An 18,945-nucleotide genomic window follows, 5' to 3' on the forward strand; every position below is an offset into this window, starting at 1 on the left:
CTACGGAATCGCGGACAGAAGGGACTGCGTGTACTCGTGCTGCGGGTTCGCCCAGACCTCTTCAGTGGGGCCCGTCTCGACGATCTTGCCGCGGTACAGCACCGCGATCGTCGGGCAGACTTGCCTCACCACAGACAGGTCGTGGGAGACGAAAATGAGTGTGACGTTGTCATGCACGACCAAGTCGTCGATAAGCTCGAGCACCTGCGCGCGCACCGACACATCCAGCGCGCTCACCGGCTCATCCGCGATGAGGATCTCCGGGTGCGGGGCCGCCGCGCGCGCGATGGAGATCCTTTGCCGCTGCCCGCCCGAAAACTGGTGTGGGAACCTGGGGCCCATCCCTTCCAGACCGACCTGGGACAGAACGTCTTCTGCCCGCGCCTCGTCTGAGCCGGCCTCCCTGATGGAATCACGTACTTTTCGCCGCGGGTTGAGCGAAGAATACGGGTCCTGGAAGACCATTTGCAGACCGCCGTCGACGCGCACGGATCCAGAATCCGGCTCGTTCAGCCCGGAAATGACGCGCAACAGCGACGTCTTTCCCGATCCCGAGCCGCCGACAATGCCGATCCTCTCGCCTTTGTGCACCGTCAGATTCACGTTGTCCAGCGCCAACGTGTTTCCGCGACGCCACGTGACATCCTTCAGTTCGATGACTGGTTTGCCCGTTGCGCGGATTTCTGCTGATGGTTTTGGCTTCGACGCCTCTACCAACTGAGCGGTGTAATCGACCTGGGGATCGTCGAGATCCGCATCAGCGTCCACGATCTGTCCGCCCTTGAGCACGATCACGCGGTCGGTCATCTTCCGAATCACGGCGAGGTCATGCGTGATGAACAGCAGCGCCATCCCGCGTTCCCGGACAAGGGAGTCGAGCAGATCCAGAATCTGCTGTTGCACCTCCACGTCCAGGGCAGTCGTCGGCTCGTCGCAGATGAGCAAATCAGGATCGCCCGCGATGGCCAAGGCGATCAACACCCGCTGCCTCTGCCCGCCAGACAGTTCGTGCGGGTAACTCGCAGTGCGCTCCACTCCCACTTCCCGCAGGAGCTCCCGGGCCTTCTCCAACGAGCAGGCCTCCGCGACTTGGCGCTCCACCGTCATCAGCGGGTCCAGCGCTGTCATCGGTTCTTGGAAGATCATCGACACTTTCTTGCCGCGCAGCTTCCTTTTCACGCGTGGCAAAGACTTGATCATGTCGGTGCCATCGAGAGTGACGGTTCCACGGGGAGTGAGCCTTTCATCGAGAAGCCCCATGATGGTCAGCGCGGTCATCGATTTGCCGGAACCGGATTCCCCGATCAGCCCCAGCCTCTCGCCACGAGAAATATCGAAAGAGATGCCCTCCAGGATCCCGTCGATGGTCAGATCCTCAATGTGCACCAGGGTCATCGTGACCTCCTATCAGCCACAGCATCTCCCAGCAGGTTGAAGCCTAAAACAGTCGCGGCGATCGCCAGGCCCGGCCACAGCGCCAGGTGCGGGGCAGTTGACAGATACGCCTGCGATGACTGCAGCATCCTGCCCCACGACGCATACGGCGCAGGAGTGCCGAGCCCGAGGAAAGACAGCCCCGCCTCTGCCAGGATCGCCAGAGCTAGTGCCACCGATACCTGCACAGCCAATGTCGAGGTGATATTCGGCAGCACGTGCCGCCATGCAATCAAGAACCCGGGCACTTTAGAGATCCGCGCCGAGAGCACATAGTCCTGTGCCATCACCTGCAAAGCCCCAACGCGCGACACCCGCGCAAAACCCGGAATCCCGGCGATGCCGATCGCCAGCACCACGATCCACATCGAGCCGCCGAACACAGCAGTGAACACGATCGCCAACAAGAGCGCCGGAAACGCCAGCAGCAGATCGTTCGTCCGCATGATGAGCCCGTCTGTCCAGCCGCGCTTCATGCCGGCAATGACTCCGAGCGGAACACCGATGAGCGCCGACAGCAGCACCGACGCAACAGCCACAGTCAGCGTCGTGCGCGCGCCGTCCATGACGCGGCTGAGCACGTCGCGCCCGTACTGATCCGTGCCCATCAGGTGAGTGAGCGACGAACCCTGCAGGCTCTCGCCCGGCACTGCATGCACCGGGTCGAAAGGCGTCCACACCATCGCCACCACTGCGAATAAGACCGCGATCCCCACAAGCACCAGGCCGATGATCTTCCTCATGCCTGCCTCCTCAAACGTGGGTCGATGAAGCGGTACAGCACATCGACAATCAGCGTCACCGCGAGCGTGAACACCACCAGCAGCATCATCAAGGTCTGCACCGTGGTCAGATCACGGGTCGCCACCGCATCCAGCAGCATTGAGCCAATTCCCGGCAGCGCAAACACCTTCTCAATCACCACCGCGCCCACGATCAGCGTGGTGAATTGCAAACCTGTCACGGTCAACACAGGGAGGAATGCATTCCTGAGCGCGTGCCGGTACAGGGCCTGCCTCGTCGATAAGCCCACTGCCCTCGCTGTGCGCACGTAGTCCTTGTCTAGTTCTTCGTTGACGGCGCTGCGCACATACCGCGTCAAAATGGCCGCTTGGACCAAACTCAGCGCGATCACCGGCAACACTAGGTGCGCCAAGAAATCCCAGAATCCCGCATTCGGCGGCACCCAACCATTGGCGGGCAACCAGCCCAACCACACGGAAAAGACCGCCACCGTCAAAATGCCGACCAAGAAACTCGGAACTGCGATTCCCACCTGCGTCAGCGCAGACACGATCGCCGTGTCCCATTTTCCGCGGCGCCGCACCAGATACGTCCCCAAAGGAACCGCGATCGCCATCGACAAGATCATTGCACTCACCGTCAGGATCAGGGAGACCTGCATCCTGTCGAGCACCAGGGGAGTGATGTCCTGCTTGCTCGTCAACGAGGTGCCGAAATTGCCAGTCACCATGCCGCCGACCCAGTCGAAATACTGCTGGACCAGAGGTTTATCCGTGCCCAGTTGGTTCGCGAGCTTCGCCACATCCTCGTCGGAGGCGGTCACACCGAGCGCGATCCGCGCCGGGTCGCCGGGGACAGCCCTCAGCAAGAGAAAGATGATCACGCTCGCCGCGAAGAGCATCGAGAAGAACCGCACGACCGATCTCACTGTTTGGTCACCTCCGACAGATCGATCCCGTCAGTGACCACTGTCGGATCAACGCCTTCCACGCCGGGGGCGGTGACGACAATATTGGGCAAATTCGCCAACGTGACAGCGCCCGCGTCTTCCATGATCGAATCGACGGCATCCTTCATGTACTCGATATTTTCTTCAGGAGTTCCCGCGTCGGCATTCGCGAAATTGTTCCGCACAGCCTCAGAATCAAACCCGAGGTAATACTCGGGGGAGAACAGCTGCGGCATATCGCGCGGCTCCACATGAGCAATCAACGACGACTGGTAGTCCGCCTGCTGGAGGACCTGGTTCAGCCACACTGCCGGAAATTCCACGGTTTTGAGCTTCACGTCGAACCCGACGTCTTTCAGCTGGGAGAAGATCAACTCCGCCGCATCTTGGGCGTACGGAAGTGACGGCACCGTGATCACCACTTCTGGAGAGTCGCCGCCCAACAGCTCCCGGGCCTTGTCGGGGTCGAATGGAAAATAGTCTTTCCCGGTGAACCACGGGTCACTCGGTGACACGGGCGCACCGCCGGTGTCTTTCGCCATGCCTTTCCACACGACGTCGTTAAGCGCGTCTCTGTCGATCGCGTAAGCCACCGCTTTCCGCACGTCCGGGTCGTCGAAGGGAGCGCGCCGGTTGTTCAAGCTGAGCAGCACCTCGCCGTTCGTCGTTCCGACCTCGACGCCGAAAGAGTTTGGAAGCGTCTCCAGCAATTCCGGCGCTTGCAGCCCCCACAGCACATCGACATCGCCGACGCGCAGAGCATTCACCGACGACACAGCGTCCGAGAAATACCGGATAGCGGCATCTTGGCGTGCCGGCTCACCCCAGTAATCCTCCCGGGCATCAAAAGAAATGGACTCGCCGAGCGCGAAGCTGTCGACCACGTACGGTCCGGTCCCCACAGGATCGGTTGCTAGCTTATCGACGCCCCCAGGGGCCATCATCGCCCCCGTCAACGTCCCCATCGACCACAACCAACCATTAGACGGAGCATCCAATGTCACCTTCAATGTCAGTGGATCCACCACCTCGACGTCTGTGACCGGATCCATCTGCTTAGCGAGTCCATTGGTCCATTCCTCGCGCACATAATTGATGGAAAAGGCAGCCGTGTCGGCGGAGAATTTCTCGCCATTTGAAAAAGTCACGCCGTCTTTGAGGTGAAAGACATATTCCGTCCTGTCCTCGTTGACATCCCAGCTCTCGGCAAGGAGGGGTTGGGGCTGGCCGGTGTCGTCGATAAGCACGAGCGTCTCGTAGACGTTGTTCATGAGCGCCTGCGGGATCGCGGCACCTCCCGTGGTGGTGAAGTCGAGTGAGGCGGGCGGCGATGTCGTACCCACGACTACGCTGTCCGGTTCGATGCGGCCGACATTCGACGCTGTGCTGCCCGCGGAACATGCGGACAGCAATCCGACCGACAGCACCGCCACTGCGGCACCCAATGCTCTCATGGGCAAAAGGCTATTCTTGCGCTGCGGCGATCTCAAACTTCACCGGAATGGACGCGCCCCTCACACTGCTCAGCTCGGCCTTGACCATGTCGCCCCGATAGAGATTCTCCGCGTACTCGACGGGTTCACCCTGGGACGTGAAAGCCCGCATTTCGAGCCGCCACACCGGGTCGCCCTCGGAGATGCCCAAGAGCTCTGCCTGGCGAGCTGTCGCCGTAGACGCCTCTGCTGTGCGGGAAGCGTTGTCGATGACCACGCCTTCGTCGAAAAGCTGCTGGTGCACCGGCTGCTCGCCCGGAACTAGCGCGAGGAAGCGCTCTCCGAACTTGAGCGGGAACACGAGTCTTTCCAACAGGACTGGGGTCTCATTCGCCGTGCGGATGCGGACAATCTCCACCACTGGGTCATTGACCTGGAGGTTGAGCGCCTCCGCGACATTCTGGGACGCGGGCTCGCGCGCGACTCGGAGGATCCGCTCGCCCGCTTCCTGCTGTGCCTCCGCGAAAAGGGAAGAGGCAGAGATCAGCGCGTCGAAGCTGTTGGACTGCGGGGCTTTCAGAACGAGCGAACGCCGCCCGCGCCCGGAAGAAATCAGACCGTCGCCGCGGAGCGCTGCGACCGCTTGGCGGACGGGGCCGCGTGACGTGTCGAATTTCTCGCACAGCTCAGCCTCGGAAGGAAGCGGGTCGCCCGGGGCGAGCGTGCCGTCGTGGATCAGGCCACGGAGGTAGTCCGCAATCTCCTGATGTTGTTGGCGGGCTATGGTAGTTCTCCTGTCAAGTATTCACTAGATAGTGCGTACAATACAGAGCTTGAGCTGGAAACGAACATTTATATGCATAGCCTCGTATACATAAATGTGGAGACGATCTCCATTGAATGCAGCACTTCCTCATGCGTCGGAGATTGGAAGGAGATCATCAGTTCATCGGCCTTCGCGTGCTCCGCAAAACCCTCCAGATACTCCGCCACCTGCTCGCCCGTGCCTTGTGCCGTGTAGCGCAACATGCCGACGATCTGGTGGCCCTGCGGAGAATTCATCACGGCATCCAACTGATCCTCGGTCAACGACCGCCCCTGGCGGCCGAGGAACGCTTTCACGCGCTTCCGGCGCACGAGTTCTGTCTGCCGCGCCGCATCCTGTTCGCTCTCCGATGCAGTGACATTCACCGCCGCGATGACGAACGGTTCTTCACAGTGTTCAGAAGGCTGGAAATTCTCGCGGTAGTACGTCGTCGCCTCTTCCAGGTGCGTCGGCGCGAAATGGGATGCAAAGGAATAGGGAAGACCCAGCTTTGCAGCCAGCGTCGCTCCGAACATGGACGAGCCGAGAATATATAGAGGCACATTCGTGCCCGCCCCTGGCACGGCAGTCACGCCTGGCACGACGGAATCCCCGGCGAGATAGCCTTGCAACTCCAGCACGTCATTCGGGAAATTCTCCGCGGACATCGGGTCGCGGCGAAGAGCACGGCCAAGCGTATTTTGGTCCGTTCCTGGTGCGCGGCCCAACCCGAGATCGATCCGGTCTGGATACAGCTCAGCCAATGTGCCGAACTGCTCCGCGATCACATACGGCGCATGGTTAGGAAGCATGACACCGCCAGCGCCGAGACGAATCTTCTCGGTTTTGGCGGCGACGTGCGCGATGAGAACCGCCGGCGACGACGACGCGATCGACGGCATGTTGTGGTGCTCGGAGTACCAGATTCGGCCATATCCCAGTTTCTCTGCCGTCTGCGCCAATTCCACGGAACGCTCCATGGACTGGCCAGGGGTCTCGTCGTCTCGGACAGTGCAGAAATCCAGCAGGGATAGGGGAGTCATGGTCGTCCTTCCACTCGGGGCAATGTACACCCCTTGCAACAAAGTGGAAGGACGCTTTATTTCTGGTTAGGCGAGGTTGGCTTCAGCTTCTTCGAGGGTCTCGCCCTCCACAGTGCGTTGCGTGCCGATCTCCAGCGGGGCGTGTGGCTTAGCAAGGTCGATGGCGACACCGATTGCGAATGCCACAGCCGTCGGCAGCAGCCAGCCGAGGTCGAAGCCCTGCATCGGCGACCACGCGACCAGCGGCGTCAGTGCGTCCGCAGCCCACCCGAGGCTGATGAAGGTGGAGATCAGCGACCAGATGACGGCGACCCAGATCGGCAAGAAGAAGCCCCAGCGCAGGCGTGTGCGGCGGCGGAACAGCGGCTCGATGAGGGTGACGAAGATCAGGGCGATCGCCGGCGGGTACAGGAAACCGATGACCGGACCAGCGATGGCGATCACGAAGTCCAGGCCCTGCGTCGCCATGACCGCGGAGGCAACAGCGAAAATGGTGGCCCAGGTGTGGTAGGAACCCGCGAACTGCTGGGAGAAGTACTCCGCGGTGGATGTGATCAGTCCGATCGCGGTGGTCAGGCAAGCGAGAACGACGATCAGCGCGAAGACGGTCTGACCGGGGCGGCCCATGAGCTGCAGGGCTGCGTCGGCAAGCAAAGGTGCCCCCGAGTCGTACTGCGTCGCTTCAGGCATGGCGCGGCCAATCAGACCGAGGCCGACGTAGATCAGTGCGAGCAAGATACTTGCACCGAGGCCAGCGAGGATGGTGCTGCGAACCAGGGGCTTACCTTCCGCGAACCCTTTATTGCGCAGGGATGCGATGACGACGATGGAGAATGCCAGTGCGGCGATCGAATCCATGGTGAGGTATCCCTCGAGGACGCCCGCCGGGTACGCGCTGGAGGCGTAATCCTCGTTCGGGGTGTAGTGCTGGTTCGTCATCGTGAACAGCGCCATGCCGATCATGACGACCAGGAGTATCACCAACGCCGGCGTGAGGAATTTGCCCAGCGTGTCGGTGATGCGCGTCGGATTCCAAGAAAGGGCGAGGGCGATGCCGAAGAACACGATATTGAAGATTGCCGCGGTCAGTGTGCTGTCCCAACCGAACACCGGCGTGATGGCGACCTCGAAGGACACGGCACCTGTACGCGGAAGAGCATAGAACGCGCCGATCGAGAGGTACGCGAGAACGGGAAACACCACGCCGAACAGGGAGCCCGCACGCTGCGCAAGGTCGCGCACATTCGAGCCAGACAGTGCGATCGCGACCACGGCGAGCACGGGCAGCAACGCACCCGTGGTGAGGAAGCCGAGGATCGCCGGCCAGAAGTTTTCACCCGCCTGTACCGCGAGCATGGGCGGGAAGATGAGGTTTCCGGCACCGAAGAACATCGAGAAGAGTGCGAGCGCTGTAATCACGATCGCGCTGGTCTGCGTCTTGTTGCCGCTAGACACCGCAGTAGACATTGGACCTCCCTAGGAAAATGAACTAATCGTAGGGGTCACCCTATCATCTCATGCTGCGGAACAGGGTTCCATTGGGTGAAAAATTTGCTTATCGACGTCCCGTCCATGTTCGAAATTCCTCCTTCCCAATTCCGATGCGACCTGCATTTTGTGGATAAGAATTCGAACAGAGTAGCGAATCTGTGGATAACTATGAGCGCTTTCAGGGAGGTGTGTCTGAGTCGTTTGCAATACTGTTCGCACAGATGTTTCAAATGCGTCTGAAAGCGATCCACAACGATCCCGATGAGATAAGGAGCAGACCATGAGCGCCCAAGTCGAAGCGCCCGGGCATTCTCCGCCGCCCGGTGTGTTCTTCGCTAGCGAGAATCCCGACGACCCAGACAGCACCGCAGGCATCTATCTGCGGCGCGCGCAGCACGCCATCTTCGGCCGATATGCACAAAACGACGAGTTCCTTGGTTCCCACGATGCGGACGCGGAAGTCACTGCCGTGAGCATCAGCACCGGGTTGACTCCCTCTTATGTGAAGGAGGGAATGTTCGCCTACATGACGCTCCAGCAGCTGCCCCGCCTGCGCGACCTTCAAAATGAGACGCAGCGCTTGGACATCAAGCGGTTGTGCGCCATCGAAAAAGCAGTGAACCGGCTGGGCAATGATGCCGCTCCCGAGGATTACGAACAGATCGACGACCTCCTCGTCGGCCTGTTCACGCCCGATACCCCGAACCAGCAGCTGCCGACGCCGTATATGGTCACCCGTCAGCTCAACCTGCTGATGGCCACCCTGGACTGCTCCGTGGCTTTCGACGCAGAGAAAAAGAAGAAGCGCGGGGAGACGCCCCCTGGCTTCGGCCAGCTCGATTTCCATCCCGATCCCTCGGGAGTCGGGCTGTCTGGTCTGACCTTCTCCGCGGACAACGCGACGATGGCTGCAGCCCAGTCCTCGATCAGGGCGACCGCGCGCAAGCACGGTCTCTCCGATTCTGACGCGACCCTCAAGCTCCTCACGGGCCGCGTCGCCGCCGAGCTTCCCGCCACCATCTTCGCCTACGCGCCGAAGAAACCGGATGGCAGCGTGGACACCACCAAGCCCGTGTTCATTCCCGGTTTCGGGTGGTCGGGCGCTGTCGGCACCGAAATGTTCCACTCGTTCAATATCAGCGTGATCGACCTTGAAGGGGCTGCGGCTCACACCGTTGCCGGCTACGTCGCACCCGAGAAAGTCAGAGCTTTTGTTCGCGGCCGCGACGGAACCTGTATCTACCCGGGGTGCAGCCGCGACGCCTGGTCGTGCCAGCTGGATCACCGGATCCCGTACGACGAAGGAGGCCAGACGAACGCAGACAATCTCTACTGCCTCTGCCAGCATCACCACAATATGAAGACTGACCGTCTGGCGTTCTACGTCCCGGATCCGGTCACCGGTGAGGTCGTGTGGCTTTTCGCGGATGGAACGTATGCCCGAGTGGAACCGGAAAGCGTGCTCGAAAGCCAGATCACCCCGACGAATCCGAAGTGGTCGCGTTCGCTCAACGACGTCAGACGGCTCAAGCGCGAAAACGCCAGGTTCTTCGCGCAGTGCCACAAGGTCCTGGATGATTTCGAGAAGGACTTCGACTACGAAGCGTGCCTCGAAAAACTCCTGGAATTGGAGGAGAAGTACGGACTGCGCTTCCCCTTCCACCCGGAGCCCATGCCCACCTACGAGCCGCCGCCGGAGGATTAGGACAGTTCGCGGATCGCGCGCAGCGGGATCTCGACCCAGTCGGGCCGGTTGTTGGATTCGTAGACGACTTCGTACGCAGCTTTGTCAGCGATGTACGCATCCAGGATCGGATTCGGCTCGATTTCGTACCCAGCGAGCAGCTTATCGACGTCAGCCTGACCCCCCATTGCATGCACGTACCCGAAACTTCGCACCATTCCGGCGACATCCCGCAAAGGATGATCTGGCAGCCGCCTTTGTTCAAGGGGGCGGGCAGGTTCGCCCTCAAAATCAATCAAATACCAGCGATCAGAAAGGAGAGTCTGACCCAGGTGTAGATCACCGTGGATGCGCTGAATGGCTACGTGATCATTCGGCACCCGTGAGTAAATTTCCCGCAAATTGTCCTCGAAAGGATCGAGTGCATCAGTTTGAGTGAGAATCTCGTCGAGATGCTCATTGAGTGAATCGCGGATCTGGGAGCCAGAGACTGATTCCGTGCCGAAAGCGTCTGAAAGTGCTTCGTGCACGGTCCGGATGGCGGCGCCGAGTTCATGCTCGCTTTCTAGTCCTGGGTCGAGCGCGAGTTGGAAACCGTCGTGGCCGTCGGTGATGAACTGTTGCATCATCGCCAGGGTTTGGCCATCGCGGGTGAGGTGGCCACGGACACCGGCGACGTGCGGGCAGTCGGAAATTTCGCTCAAAAGCTCGACGTCGGGGTTCAATCCAGTTTCGAGCTTGCGGAAGACCTTCAGGATCCACTTCTCGTCCACGATAAGGGAGGTATTCGACTGATCAGCTCGAAGTGGGTGAGCGGTCTTTCCCGACATGTCGCCGGAAATTTCACCGAAATTGGGGAGGTGCTCCACGTACGTTTGGGCGCCCTCATCGGTGTCGAGGATGTCCTCGTTGTCAGAGATGAGGACCTGATAGTGGTCGATTTTGCCGTGGTCGACTTCGAGAATCTGCCATGCATAATTCTTGGCGGGGATCTCGGCGACGACTTTTTGGTTCAGAATCTCTTCTGATTTCGCGCCGTAAAAACGAGTCTTTTTCAGGTCCATGATCTGTGTGGGGAGTTAGGAAATATCGAACCAGAAGTGGCCGTGCGGGGCGAGGGTGACCAGCCACGGAAGTTCACCGATGGCGGGGAACTCGATGTTGCCGGACAGCTCGCGGGGAACGACTCCTGCGAAGTGCGACAGGTTCATTTCGACTGGCTGGGGCAGCGAGCTCATGTTGTTGATGCAGAGGATTCGTTCTCCGTCGTATTCGCGGATGAAGGCGAGAACCTGGGGGTTGGTGTGCTCGACTTCTTGGTAGTCGCCGCGCCCGAAAGCCTTGTATTGCTTGCGGATGTGCACGTGCTCGCGGACCCAGTGGAGCAGCGAATTTTCACGTTCCATCTGGGATTCGACGTTGATGGCTTGGTAGCCGTACGTGTCGTTGCGGATGGCCGGCAGGTAGAGGCGCTCGGGATCGGTGCGGGAGAAGCCGCCGTTGCGGTCGGCATTCCACTGCATGGGGGTGCGGACACCGTCGCGGTCGGGAAGCCAGATGTTGTCGCCCATGCCGATCTCGTCGCCGTAGTAGAGGAATGGGGAACCGGGAAGCGACAGCAGGAGGGCGTGCGCCAGCTCGAGGCGGTCGCGGTGGCCACCCAACAAAGGAGCGAGACGGCGGCGGATGCCGACATTCGCGCGCATGCGGGGGTCGGTGGCGAAGGTGGTGTACATGAAGTCGCGTTCGTCCTCCGAGACCATCTCGAGGGTGAGCTCGTCATGGTTGCGCAAGAAGATGCCCCACTGGGCGGATTCCGGAATATCGGGGGTCTCACGCAGGATGTCGATGATGGGCTGCGCGGATTCCTGGCTGATCCCCATGAAGATGCGGGGCATTACCGGGAAGTGGAATGCCATCTGGCACTCGTCGCTGTCACCGAAATAAGCGACGACCTCGTCGGGCATCTGGTTGGCTTCGGCGAGGAGGAAACGGCCGGGGTACTCTTCGTCGAAAAGCTTGCGCACACGTTTGATGAATTCGTGCGTCTCGGGAAGGTTTTCGCAGTTCGTGCCTTCACGCTCGAAAAGGTACGGGATGGCGTCGAGGCGGATGCCGTCCATGCCGAGGTCCAGCCAGAAACGGATGACATCGATGACGGCATCTTGAACTTGAGGATTGTCGTAGTTGAGATCTGGCTGGTGGGAGAAGAAGCGGTGCCAGAAGTACTGCTTGCGCACCGGGTCGTAGGTCCAGTTGGACTCTTCGGTGTCGATGAAGATGATGCGGGCTTCAGAGTATGGGGCAGGCGTGTCGGACCAGACGTAGAAATCGCCGTAGGGGCCGTTCGGGTCGCGGCGGGACTCTTGGAACCACGGGTGCGTGTCAGAGGTGTGGTTGATGGGGAAGTCGGTGATGATGCGGATACCGCGCTTGTGGGCGGCGTCGACAAGCGAAACGAAGTCCTCGACGGTGCCGAATTCGGGGAGGACCTTGCGGAAATCACGGATATCGTAGCCGCCATCGCGCAGGGGCGAATCGTAGAACGGCGGGAGCCACAGGCAATCGACACCGAGCCACTGCAGGTAGTCGAGCTTTTCTTCGAGGCCCTTCAGGGTGCCGGAGCCAGAACCATCTGGATCGTAGAAAGCGCGGACGAGGACTTCGTAGAATACGGCGTCCTTGTACCACTCAGGGTCGGGGCGCTCCCAGGGCTCGTTGCCGGGAGCGGGGGCGGGGGCATCGTATTTGCTGGCGTCCGCCTCGATGAGGAAGCCTTGCTCGTCAGTCGCGTCCATGGCCCCTAACAATAGCGGTCGATATCCGGTCGAGTGCTTCGGCCAAGATTTCGGGGCTAGTGGCGAAATTCAACCGCGCGTGGTGCGCACCGCCGGTGCCGAAAGTGATTCCTTCATTCAGTGCGACTTTCGCTTCTCGACGAATCCACGTAGCCGGTTTCTCATCTTTGACCTCAGTGCCACTGAAATCGAGGAACATGAGGTAGGTGGCTTGAGGTTTGGTGAACTCGATACCGGGGATGGCTTCTGGGAGGTTCTCGATCAAAAAATCTCGATTGGACTTGAGAGTCTTGAGTTGGTCGTCCAAGGCTTCTTTTCCGTGGTCGTAGCAGGCTTGGGCGGCGACGATGCCGAGGGTGCCGGTGCCATCTTTTGCTACTCCGGTCAGATTCTTCCAGGTATGGACGTCTTTTTCATTGCTGAAGACCATCTGGGCGCACTTGAGGCCGGCGACATTCCATGCCTTGGACGTCGCGGTGACGGTGATGCAGACGTTTGCGGCGGTGTCACTGACGTTAGCGGCGCAGAGGTGGGAGTTTTCGTAAACAATGGGGGCGTGGATTTCGTCGACAAGCACGCGGGCGCCGTACTTGGCGGCGATATTCGTGATTTGGACGAGCTCCTCTTCGTCGAAGGTGTAGCCCCACGGATTATTCGGCGACGCGAGCAAGATGGAACCGGCACCGTTTTTGAATGCGGCGTCGACTTCCATGAGGTCTAGGCCGTCCTTTGCCCCGACCTCGACCATCTCGCGGCCGGCAGTCTCGGGAAGCTCGAGGAACGGGGGATATGAGGGGACCGGAACGATGACGGGAGAGTCGGGCTTGGTGAAGTACTGGATGCCCAAGAGCATGCCACGCACCACGTCGGCGACGGGGAAAATGTGTTCTGGGTTCGGTGTCCATCCATACTGCTCGGAATAGAACCTGCTCAAGGAGTTTCCGAGCGTGTGGTGGGCGGGGGTGTAGCCAAACATTTCGCGGTCCACCGCATCCTGAATCGCGCGCTTCACCGGCTCGGCGGTGGGGAAATCGCTCTCGGCGACCCACAAGGGGAGAATCTCGTCCCCGAATTGGGTCCACTTGCGGGTGCCGCGGGCGCGGAGGGTCTCAAGATCTGGGAACTGCATACGATCCACGGTAGCGTGCTTGTGCTCGGTGAGGTTCAACCCCTTATTTTGCCTGGTCGGCAATTTCCCAAACTTTATCCCGCGTGTGCATTCTTGTACCGGGAGAGCGTGGGATTGAAAAGCGCCTCAATGGGTCGGACAGGCGTACCCAGTTTTCTAAACGCCAAGCTTCTACCAACCTCGGATGAAATGCTTGAAAAAGGCCCCAAGCGTAAGCTTCCCGTAGATCTTTAGTTAAGTTCTTTTCAGCGATCAGCCGTTTTCGGATATCCAGGTTTCGGCCCGGGGACGTAAATTGAAGCCCCGTCAGAAGGTCTTCCCTCTCGCAATTCTTCCCTTTAGCTAGAAGGTTTGCATCCTCCAGCGCTATTGCGATTCGTTTTAGCGGTTCAAAAAACATCTCATCAGCTTGATGGAATTCTTGCTGTGAGACGAAAAGCAATCGCGCAGTCTCATCGGGTAATGCCCAGCCACCGTACTCGGCGAAGTGGGAGTGCCATCCTGTGTTCAGAGGATGGTTCGCCAGCAAATGATGCCGGGTTTGCGCAGAGCACTTGAATTGTCCCGGCGAAGAACCTCGCCATCCAACTGTCCGATTGAGGTTGTGTCCCCCCTCGCCCGCCCCATACTTGATTTCTTTACCGGTGATTCCCATCTTCCAAAGTTCAAACGCTAGGAGCGCATCTTCAGTCGGGTCGATGTTCTGTCTTGGTCCCGAGTAGCCTTCGTCTGACAGAGAGTAACGGCTGAGCGGAACCTCGAGTTTTGTGCGAGTTTTTCCGAGGTTTAGCTTCGTCAGTGCTGTCAGGCTCAAACCTGTCGGGAACGAACTACGACGCTGGGCGCTTCTTTCATCTCGAAATGCAAGAAGAGTGTCTGCGGTTTTGTGGATGATGGAGGTGGGGATCTCTGTCACCATGAAAAGCGAACGAAGGTCATTAATGAGTAATCCGTGACCAACCAGCAGATCTGCCTCTTCGAGTTTTTGAATTGCACGCGATGCGAATTTATGCCCCTCTAGGAGTTCTGCATCAATCTGAGTCGTTTGAACCTCAGCCAGGCTGACTGAATCTATTCTGTTCCATACGATGGCCATCCGCTCGCCTACGTGGGTTATAGGGTCGTGGGTTCTTGCTGATTTCCCGTGAGCGCGGGAAGCCTGGATATAGTCGACATCTACACTTGCGACAATGTGTCCTGGTCTTAAATCCACTTGTCCTCCGACTGCTAGTAGCTGGTGGTGGGGTGTGGTCTAAGCACACCATGGGGTATTGACCACCAGCAGCTAACGCTCGAACAAATGATCGGGCGGAAGACTTGCCGAGGTGAATTATGGACGTGAGTCGTCACAGCTCTGCCTCGTCGGTTTCTCCAATTCCTTCGTGGAAGCCGAAAGCCTTGAGTCGCTTCCGATCTTCCGCAGACGACGACGCTGTTAGCGCGAGAAGCTCTGAATAAACTCCGCCGGAGACGGCGAGTTCGGAGGGTGTGCCGATCTCGTCAATTTTTCCGTCCTTGAGGGTGATGATGGTGTCGACGGAGGCGATCGTCGATAAGCGGTGCGCGATCATGATGGTGGTCCGGTCCTTCATCAATTCGTCGAGCCCGGCTTGGACGGCGCGTTCGGATTTGGTATCGAGCGCTGATGTCGCTTCGTCGAGGACGAGGATTGGTGCATCCTTGAGCATGGCGCGGGCGACGGCGACGCGCTGTTTTTGGCCGCCGGAAAGTCGCAGACCGCGTTCGCCGATGACGGTGTCGTAGCCGTCGGCGAAGCCTGAAATAAAAGTGTGTGCATTGGCGCGCTTGGAAACTTCAATGATCTCGTTTTCGGATGCGTTTGGGTTTCCGTACGCGATGTTTTCGCGGATGGTGCCGGAGAAGAGCGCGGGTTCTTGGAAGACGACACCGACGGAGGCGCGGACGCGTTCGATGTCGGCGGTGTCGATGTCTTTACCGCAGATGGTCAGCGAGCCGTGATTGATGGGATACAAGCCCAAAATGAGGTTGACCAGCGTGGATTTTCCACCGCCGGACTCACCGACGAGCGCGATTGTTTCTCCATGGCGGGCGGAGAAGGAAATATCGGACAGGACGGGCTCTTCGTCGTCGTAGGAGAAGCTGACGTTGTCGAATCGGATGGTTGGCTCGGCCGCAGGAAGTGGCTGGGTCGGCGTTGTGTCCAGCGCGGGAACATCGGCGGAATCCGTCGCGGAGACGACTTGGGGGTTTGCGGAGGCTTCGATCGGCTGGTCCATCACCTTGAAATAGTCGCGGGAGCCGGCGATGGCGCGCTGGGCGGAATCGACAAGCCAACTCATCATCTGGACTGGTTGTTGTGCCATGGTGACCAGCTGGATGAGCATGACCATGTCGCCGATGGAAAAGCGGCCGTTGTAGGTCTGGACGAACAGGATCAAATAGATGCCTAAGAAGACGGCATTCATCGCCATGCCGCGAGCAACGTCCATTCCATGCCACCAGCGGGATTGCGGGCGAGTGAGATCGATGGTCTTTCCATAATGGTTGCTGAAAGCTTGGAGCTCACGGGTCTCAGCGACGAAAGATTTGGTGACCTTCACTTGGCCGACGACCTCGGCGAAGCGGCCGTTGGCGAGGTCGATTTGCTCGTTCTTGTCTTTCTCGTATTTCTGCCAGCGTTTCGACGTCAGGGCAGTCAGCGCGAGGTAGATAGGAAATAGCGCAAGCAGGAGGAGGGAGAGCGGCCAGTAGAAGAAAGCGGTGATGCCGAGGATCGCGATGACCTGCAGGAGCATCGGCAACAACGTGTTGGAAAAGGTCTGGACCGTCTGCGTGATATTCATGATCGAGCGGTCCAGGCGGGCGATGATCGTGCCGGTGACTTGACCGTCGAAATAGCTTTGGGGCAGAGAGAGAAGTTTGGCGAAATATCGCGTCGAGAGTGTTTGCCTGATCCGTGCGGAGACGACGTCGCCGAGGTAGCCGCCGATATTCTGCATCAATGTATTTGCGGAATACGCCGCAAACAGGGCGACTGCGAGCCAGACAATGGGGTCGAGATCTTTTCCCTCGACAATCGTGTCGGTGGCCTCGCGAATGATGAACGGGGACACAAGGTGGAGCGCCGCAGTGACCGAGGAGATGACGACAATGCCGACGTAGTAGGGCCAAAGTGCGGACGCGCTACGGATGACTCGAAATAGTGGCTGCACGGACTCCACTGTAAAGTGTGTTGAAGTTTCGTCGACAGGGAAGGCTCATGATGACGCGCAAGGCTCTTGGGACCATCGCGGCAGTATCTTCATTGCTTCTGCTCGCTGGATGTGGGGATGACGGGGTCGTGGACCAAGAGGGCTCGCTCACCCCGACCACGGGTGTGGCGACGCCGACTGAAGAGCCGGAAGAATTCGAGACACACAGTGCTGAACCGCTCACAACCGACGAGATTAGCGGCGAGTCCGTCGAAGACCCGGGCATGGATGTCTCCTACAAGTGGCAGGGAACCAACTACGCGCCGAACGGCGGGACCGTCGTCACGGTCGCGGTGAAGAACCACTCGGACAACATCATGCCGCCGGAGGCGCTCGGCGAGCCTGAACTCACGTACGACGGCGGAGAAAAAGCCAGCCGCATCAGCGCGGAAGACGCCGGCATCGAGCTTGAAGGGCTTGATTTTCCGCTGGGCAAAGGTGCGACGATGAATGTTCAGTACGCATTCGACGTGAGCTCGGGCAATCTTTACGACGCGACGTTCAAGATCGGCAACGTCGTTTTTGAAGGGAATCTGAACAACTAGTGGATGAGCTCGTGGTGCTGTGCACCGAGGACGGAAAAGAGAAGGGAACTGCCCGCAAAGGCGAGGTGCACACAGCCAATACTCCTCTTCATTTTGCATTTTCGGCATGGCTTTTCGATGATGCTGGCAACGTTCTCCTGACGCGTCGGGCCTTGAACAAGCTGACGTGGCCGGGAGTGTGGACGAACAGTTTCTGCGGTCACCCGGGGCCTGACGAGACATTCGAAGAGGCGCTGGTCAGAAGGGCATCTGAAGAGCTGGGCACGACAGTGAAAAATATCGAGTCGGTGCTGCCCGAATTTCGCTACCGAGCGGTAGATGCGTCGGGGATCGTGGAGAACGAGATTTGCCCGGTCTATTTCGCGGAATTGGATGGAAAACTCGACCCGAACCCGGACGAGGTGTGTGAATTTGAGTGGGTCTCGATGGAAAGCCTGAAGGAAGCGGTCAAAAGTTTTCCATTCATCTTTTCGCCGTGGCTGGTGGAAGAGCTAGAGCAGTTTCCTCAGTGAGGTTCGGGTTGCCGAATTTTGCATAGTTGACGAGCCAGGGGGTAAGGGGGCCGTCGAAAAGCGGAAATAGCTCGTCGCAATGCTTTGAGCCTCCGGTGAACCGGACGTGCCAGACCTCTCCGGGGGCGTTGTCGACTACTGCTTTGACCCAGCGGAGAATGATTTTGTTGGTCAGGCGTTTTCCAATGATCGGCTGCTGGAATTCCTCGTCGTGAGAGGAAATGACCAGCGGGATGTCTGCCATTTCTTCGGGTTTCAGTGGGGTGGGGCCTAAAGCCATGTCTGTCGGGTAGCGGCGGCGCAAACGTTTGTAGGCGCGCTCGAGTGTGTCTGGTTTTGCCTTGTTGAGCCAGGTTCTGGTGGTGGGAATCCGAAGGGCGGATTTCCTCTGACGGAAATTCTTGTGGGGAAAGGCAGGGGACATGGCCACGGCCCGTCGAAAAGCTCCGCGGTAGTGGTCTTTCCTCATGAGCCACAACACGATGGCGGCACCGGCGGATTGGCCAGTGAGCGTGACATTGGTGGGGTCGCCGCCGAAAGCCTCGATATTTTGCTGGACCCACTCGAGACCGAGGTTGACGTCGTCGACCGCGCGGAAATGGTGGGGCTGGTCGTCGCGAAAAGGAACGAGGCCCGCAAGCTTCTTCCTGTAGCCGATGCGCACGAGAATGACGCCGTTCTCTGCCAAAGTTTTTCCCGGTGATGCGGCGTCTTCATGGTTGCCCATTTCGAAGCGGCCGCCGTGAATATGGACGACGACGGGAGCTTCCTTTGCGTGCTTCGGCGCGACGATGGTGAGGGCGATTTTTTCGGGGTCGGGCGATTGCGCGTCGATGAGTTCTCCCTTCGGCGCCATTTCTGCATCGTCGAAAGGAGCGGGGAAATGCGCAAAAGGGATGGAGTGGAAATAGGAGATTTCGCCTCCGGATTTTCCAATCACAGTCCCGGCAGGGCACGTCACTTCAACGGGAGAGCTCATGGAGCCTAAGCTTAAGCGACATGATCGAACTGACGCAGGCAAGTCCGTGGCTGCAGCTGCCCATTGTTTTGGTGTTTGCGCTGCCCATTGCTGTGCTCGTGGCCGCCGGTATCTTGAGGCTGGTGGACTGGCTGGCTGCCGTCATGAGTGGTGACGTAGAGTAGGA

The 18,945-nt window shown here is 59.2% G+C and carries 17 protein-coding genes; 4 read left to right on the top strand and 13 right to left on the bottom strand.

Going from position 1 to position 18,945, the window contains the following annotated elements:
- The 7 genes from J5Y21_RS02595 to brnQ form a co-directional block, all read right to left on the bottom strand.
- The gene (locus J5Y21_RS02595; RefSeq protein ID WP_210572514.1) at window positions 1–1,395 is read right to left on the bottom strand and encodes an ABC transporter ATP-binding protein; all 1,395 of its coding nucleotides are present in this window, start codon (window positions 1,393–1,395) and stop codon (window positions 1–3) included.
- Window positions 1,392–2,177, bottom strand: coding sequence for an ABC transporter permease (locus tag J5Y21_RS02600; protein ID WP_210572517.1), 786 nt, complete (start codon window positions 2,175–2,177; stop codon window positions 1,392–1,394). Before J5Y21_RS02600 ends, J5Y21_RS02595 begins: the two co-directional genes overlap by 4 nt.
- Window positions 2,174–3,079 (bottom strand): ABC transporter permease, encoded by a 906-nt coding sequence (locus J5Y21_RS02605; protein WP_210572755.1) that lies wholly within the window; start codon window positions 3,077–3,079, stop codon window positions 2,174–2,176. Before J5Y21_RS02605 ends, J5Y21_RS02600 begins: the two co-directional genes overlap by 4 nt.
- Window positions 3,080–3,102: 23 nt before the next feature.
- The gene (locus J5Y21_RS02610; RefSeq protein ID WP_210572520.1) at window positions 3,103–4,581 is read right to left on the bottom strand and encodes an ABC transporter substrate-binding protein; all 1,479 of its coding nucleotides are present in this window, start codon (window positions 4,579–4,581) and stop codon (window positions 3,103–3,105) included.
- A gap of 10 nt (window positions 4,582–4,591) precedes the next feature.
- Complete coding sequence (locus tag J5Y21_RS02615; RefSeq protein WP_349236918.1) at window positions 4,592–5,365, bottom strand: GntR family transcriptional regulator; 774 nt, start codon at window positions 5,363–5,365, stop codon at window positions 4,592–4,594.
- Between the two features lie 47 nt (window positions 5,366–5,412).
- Window positions 5,413–6,408: an LLM class flavin-dependent oxidoreductase gene (locus J5Y21_RS02625; protein ID WP_210572526.1), complete on the bottom strand. Its 996-nt coding sequence runs from the start codon at window positions 6,406–6,408 to the stop codon at window positions 5,413–5,415.
- 66 nt (window positions 6,409–6,474) lie between these two features.
- Entirely contained in the window at window positions 6,475–7,875 is a 1,401-nt protein-coding gene (gene brnQ, locus J5Y21_RS02630; RefSeq protein ID WP_210572529.1) for a branched-chain amino acid transport system II carrier protein, read from the bottom strand.
- A 304-nt stretch (window positions 7,876–8,179) separates the two neighbouring features.
- On the opposite strand from brnQ, the gene J5Y21_RS02635 reads away from it, so the two are divergent.
- A complete protein-coding gene (locus tag J5Y21_RS02635) occupies window positions 8,180–9,604 on the top strand; it encodes an HNH endonuclease signature motif containing protein (RefSeq protein ID WP_210572532.1) in 1,425 nt (474 codons plus the stop codon).
- Here the strand turns inward: J5Y21_RS02635 and J5Y21_RS02640 are convergent.
- From J5Y21_RS02640 to J5Y21_RS02660, 5 genes are all read right to left on the bottom strand, one after another.
- A complete protein-coding gene (locus J5Y21_RS02640; RefSeq protein ID WP_210572535.1) occupies window positions 9,601–10,647 on the bottom strand; it encodes a phosphotransferase in 1,047 nt (348 codons plus the stop codon). The genes J5Y21_RS02635 and J5Y21_RS02640 overlap by 4 nt on opposite strands.
- Before the next feature lie 15 nt (window positions 10,648–10,662).
- Window positions 10,663–12,381, bottom strand: coding sequence for a maltose alpha-D-glucosyltransferase (gene treS, locus J5Y21_RS02645; RefSeq protein WP_210572546.1), 1,719 nt, complete (start codon window positions 12,379–12,381; stop codon window positions 10,663–10,665).
- Window positions 12,368–13,510, bottom strand: coding sequence for an aminotransferase class I/II-fold pyridoxal phosphate-dependent enzyme (locus J5Y21_RS02650; protein WP_210572548.1), 1,143 nt, complete (start codon window positions 13,508–13,510; stop codon window positions 12,368–12,370). Before J5Y21_RS02650 ends, treS begins: the two co-directional genes overlap by 14 nt.
- Before the next feature lie 43 nt (window positions 13,511–13,553).
- Window positions 13,554–14,606 carry a hypothetical protein gene (locus tag J5Y21_RS02655; protein WP_210572550.1) on the bottom strand — a complete coding sequence of 351 codons (1,053 nt, stop codon included), beginning with the start codon at window positions 14,604–14,606 and terminating at the stop codon, window positions 13,554–13,556.
- 250 nt (window positions 14,607–14,856) lie between these two features.
- Window positions 14,857–16,704, bottom strand: a complete 1,848-nt coding sequence (locus J5Y21_RS02660; protein ID WP_210572552.1) for an ABC transporter ATP-binding protein — start codon at window positions 16,702–16,704, stop codon at window positions 14,857–14,859.
- A gap of 47 nt (window positions 16,705–16,751) precedes the next feature.
- On the opposite strand from J5Y21_RS02660, the gene J5Y21_RS02665 reads away from it, so the two are divergent.
- Together J5Y21_RS02665 and idi are read left to right on the top strand one after the other, a co-directional pair.
- Window positions 16,752–17,288 (top strand): hypothetical protein, encoded by a 537-nt coding sequence (locus J5Y21_RS02665; protein ID WP_210572554.1) that lies wholly within the window; start codon window positions 16,752–16,754, stop codon window positions 17,286–17,288.
- Window positions 17,288–17,800: an isopentenyl-diphosphate Delta-isomerase gene (gene idi, locus J5Y21_RS02670; protein ID WP_210572556.1), complete on the top strand. Its 513-nt coding sequence runs from the start codon at window positions 17,288–17,290 to the stop codon at window positions 17,798–17,800. Before J5Y21_RS02665 ends, idi begins: the two co-directional genes overlap by 1 nt.
- On the opposite strand, the gene J5Y21_RS02675 is transcribed toward idi, so the two are convergent.
- Window positions 17,751–18,779, bottom strand: a complete 1,029-nt coding sequence (locus J5Y21_RS02675) for a carboxylesterase family protein (protein WP_210572559.1) — start codon at window positions 18,777–18,779, stop codon at window positions 17,751–17,753. The two genes, idi and J5Y21_RS02675, sit on opposite strands and share 50 nt — an antisense overlap.
- Window positions 18,780–18,799: 20 nt before the next feature.
- On the opposite strand from J5Y21_RS02675, the gene J5Y21_RS02680 reads away from it, so the two are divergent.
- Window positions 18,800–18,943, top strand: a complete 144-nt coding sequence (locus J5Y21_RS02680) for a hypothetical protein (RefSeq protein ID WP_210572563.1) — start codon at window positions 18,800–18,802, stop codon at window positions 18,941–18,943.
- The last annotated feature ends 2 nt before the right edge of the window (window positions 18,944–18,945 follow it).

Origin of the sequence: Corynebacterium sp. Marseille-P3884 (assembly GCF_017942225.1) — a bacterium.
Taxonomy (GTDB): domain Bacteria; phylum Actinomycetota; class Actinomycetes; order Mycobacteriales; family Mycobacteriaceae; genus Corynebacterium.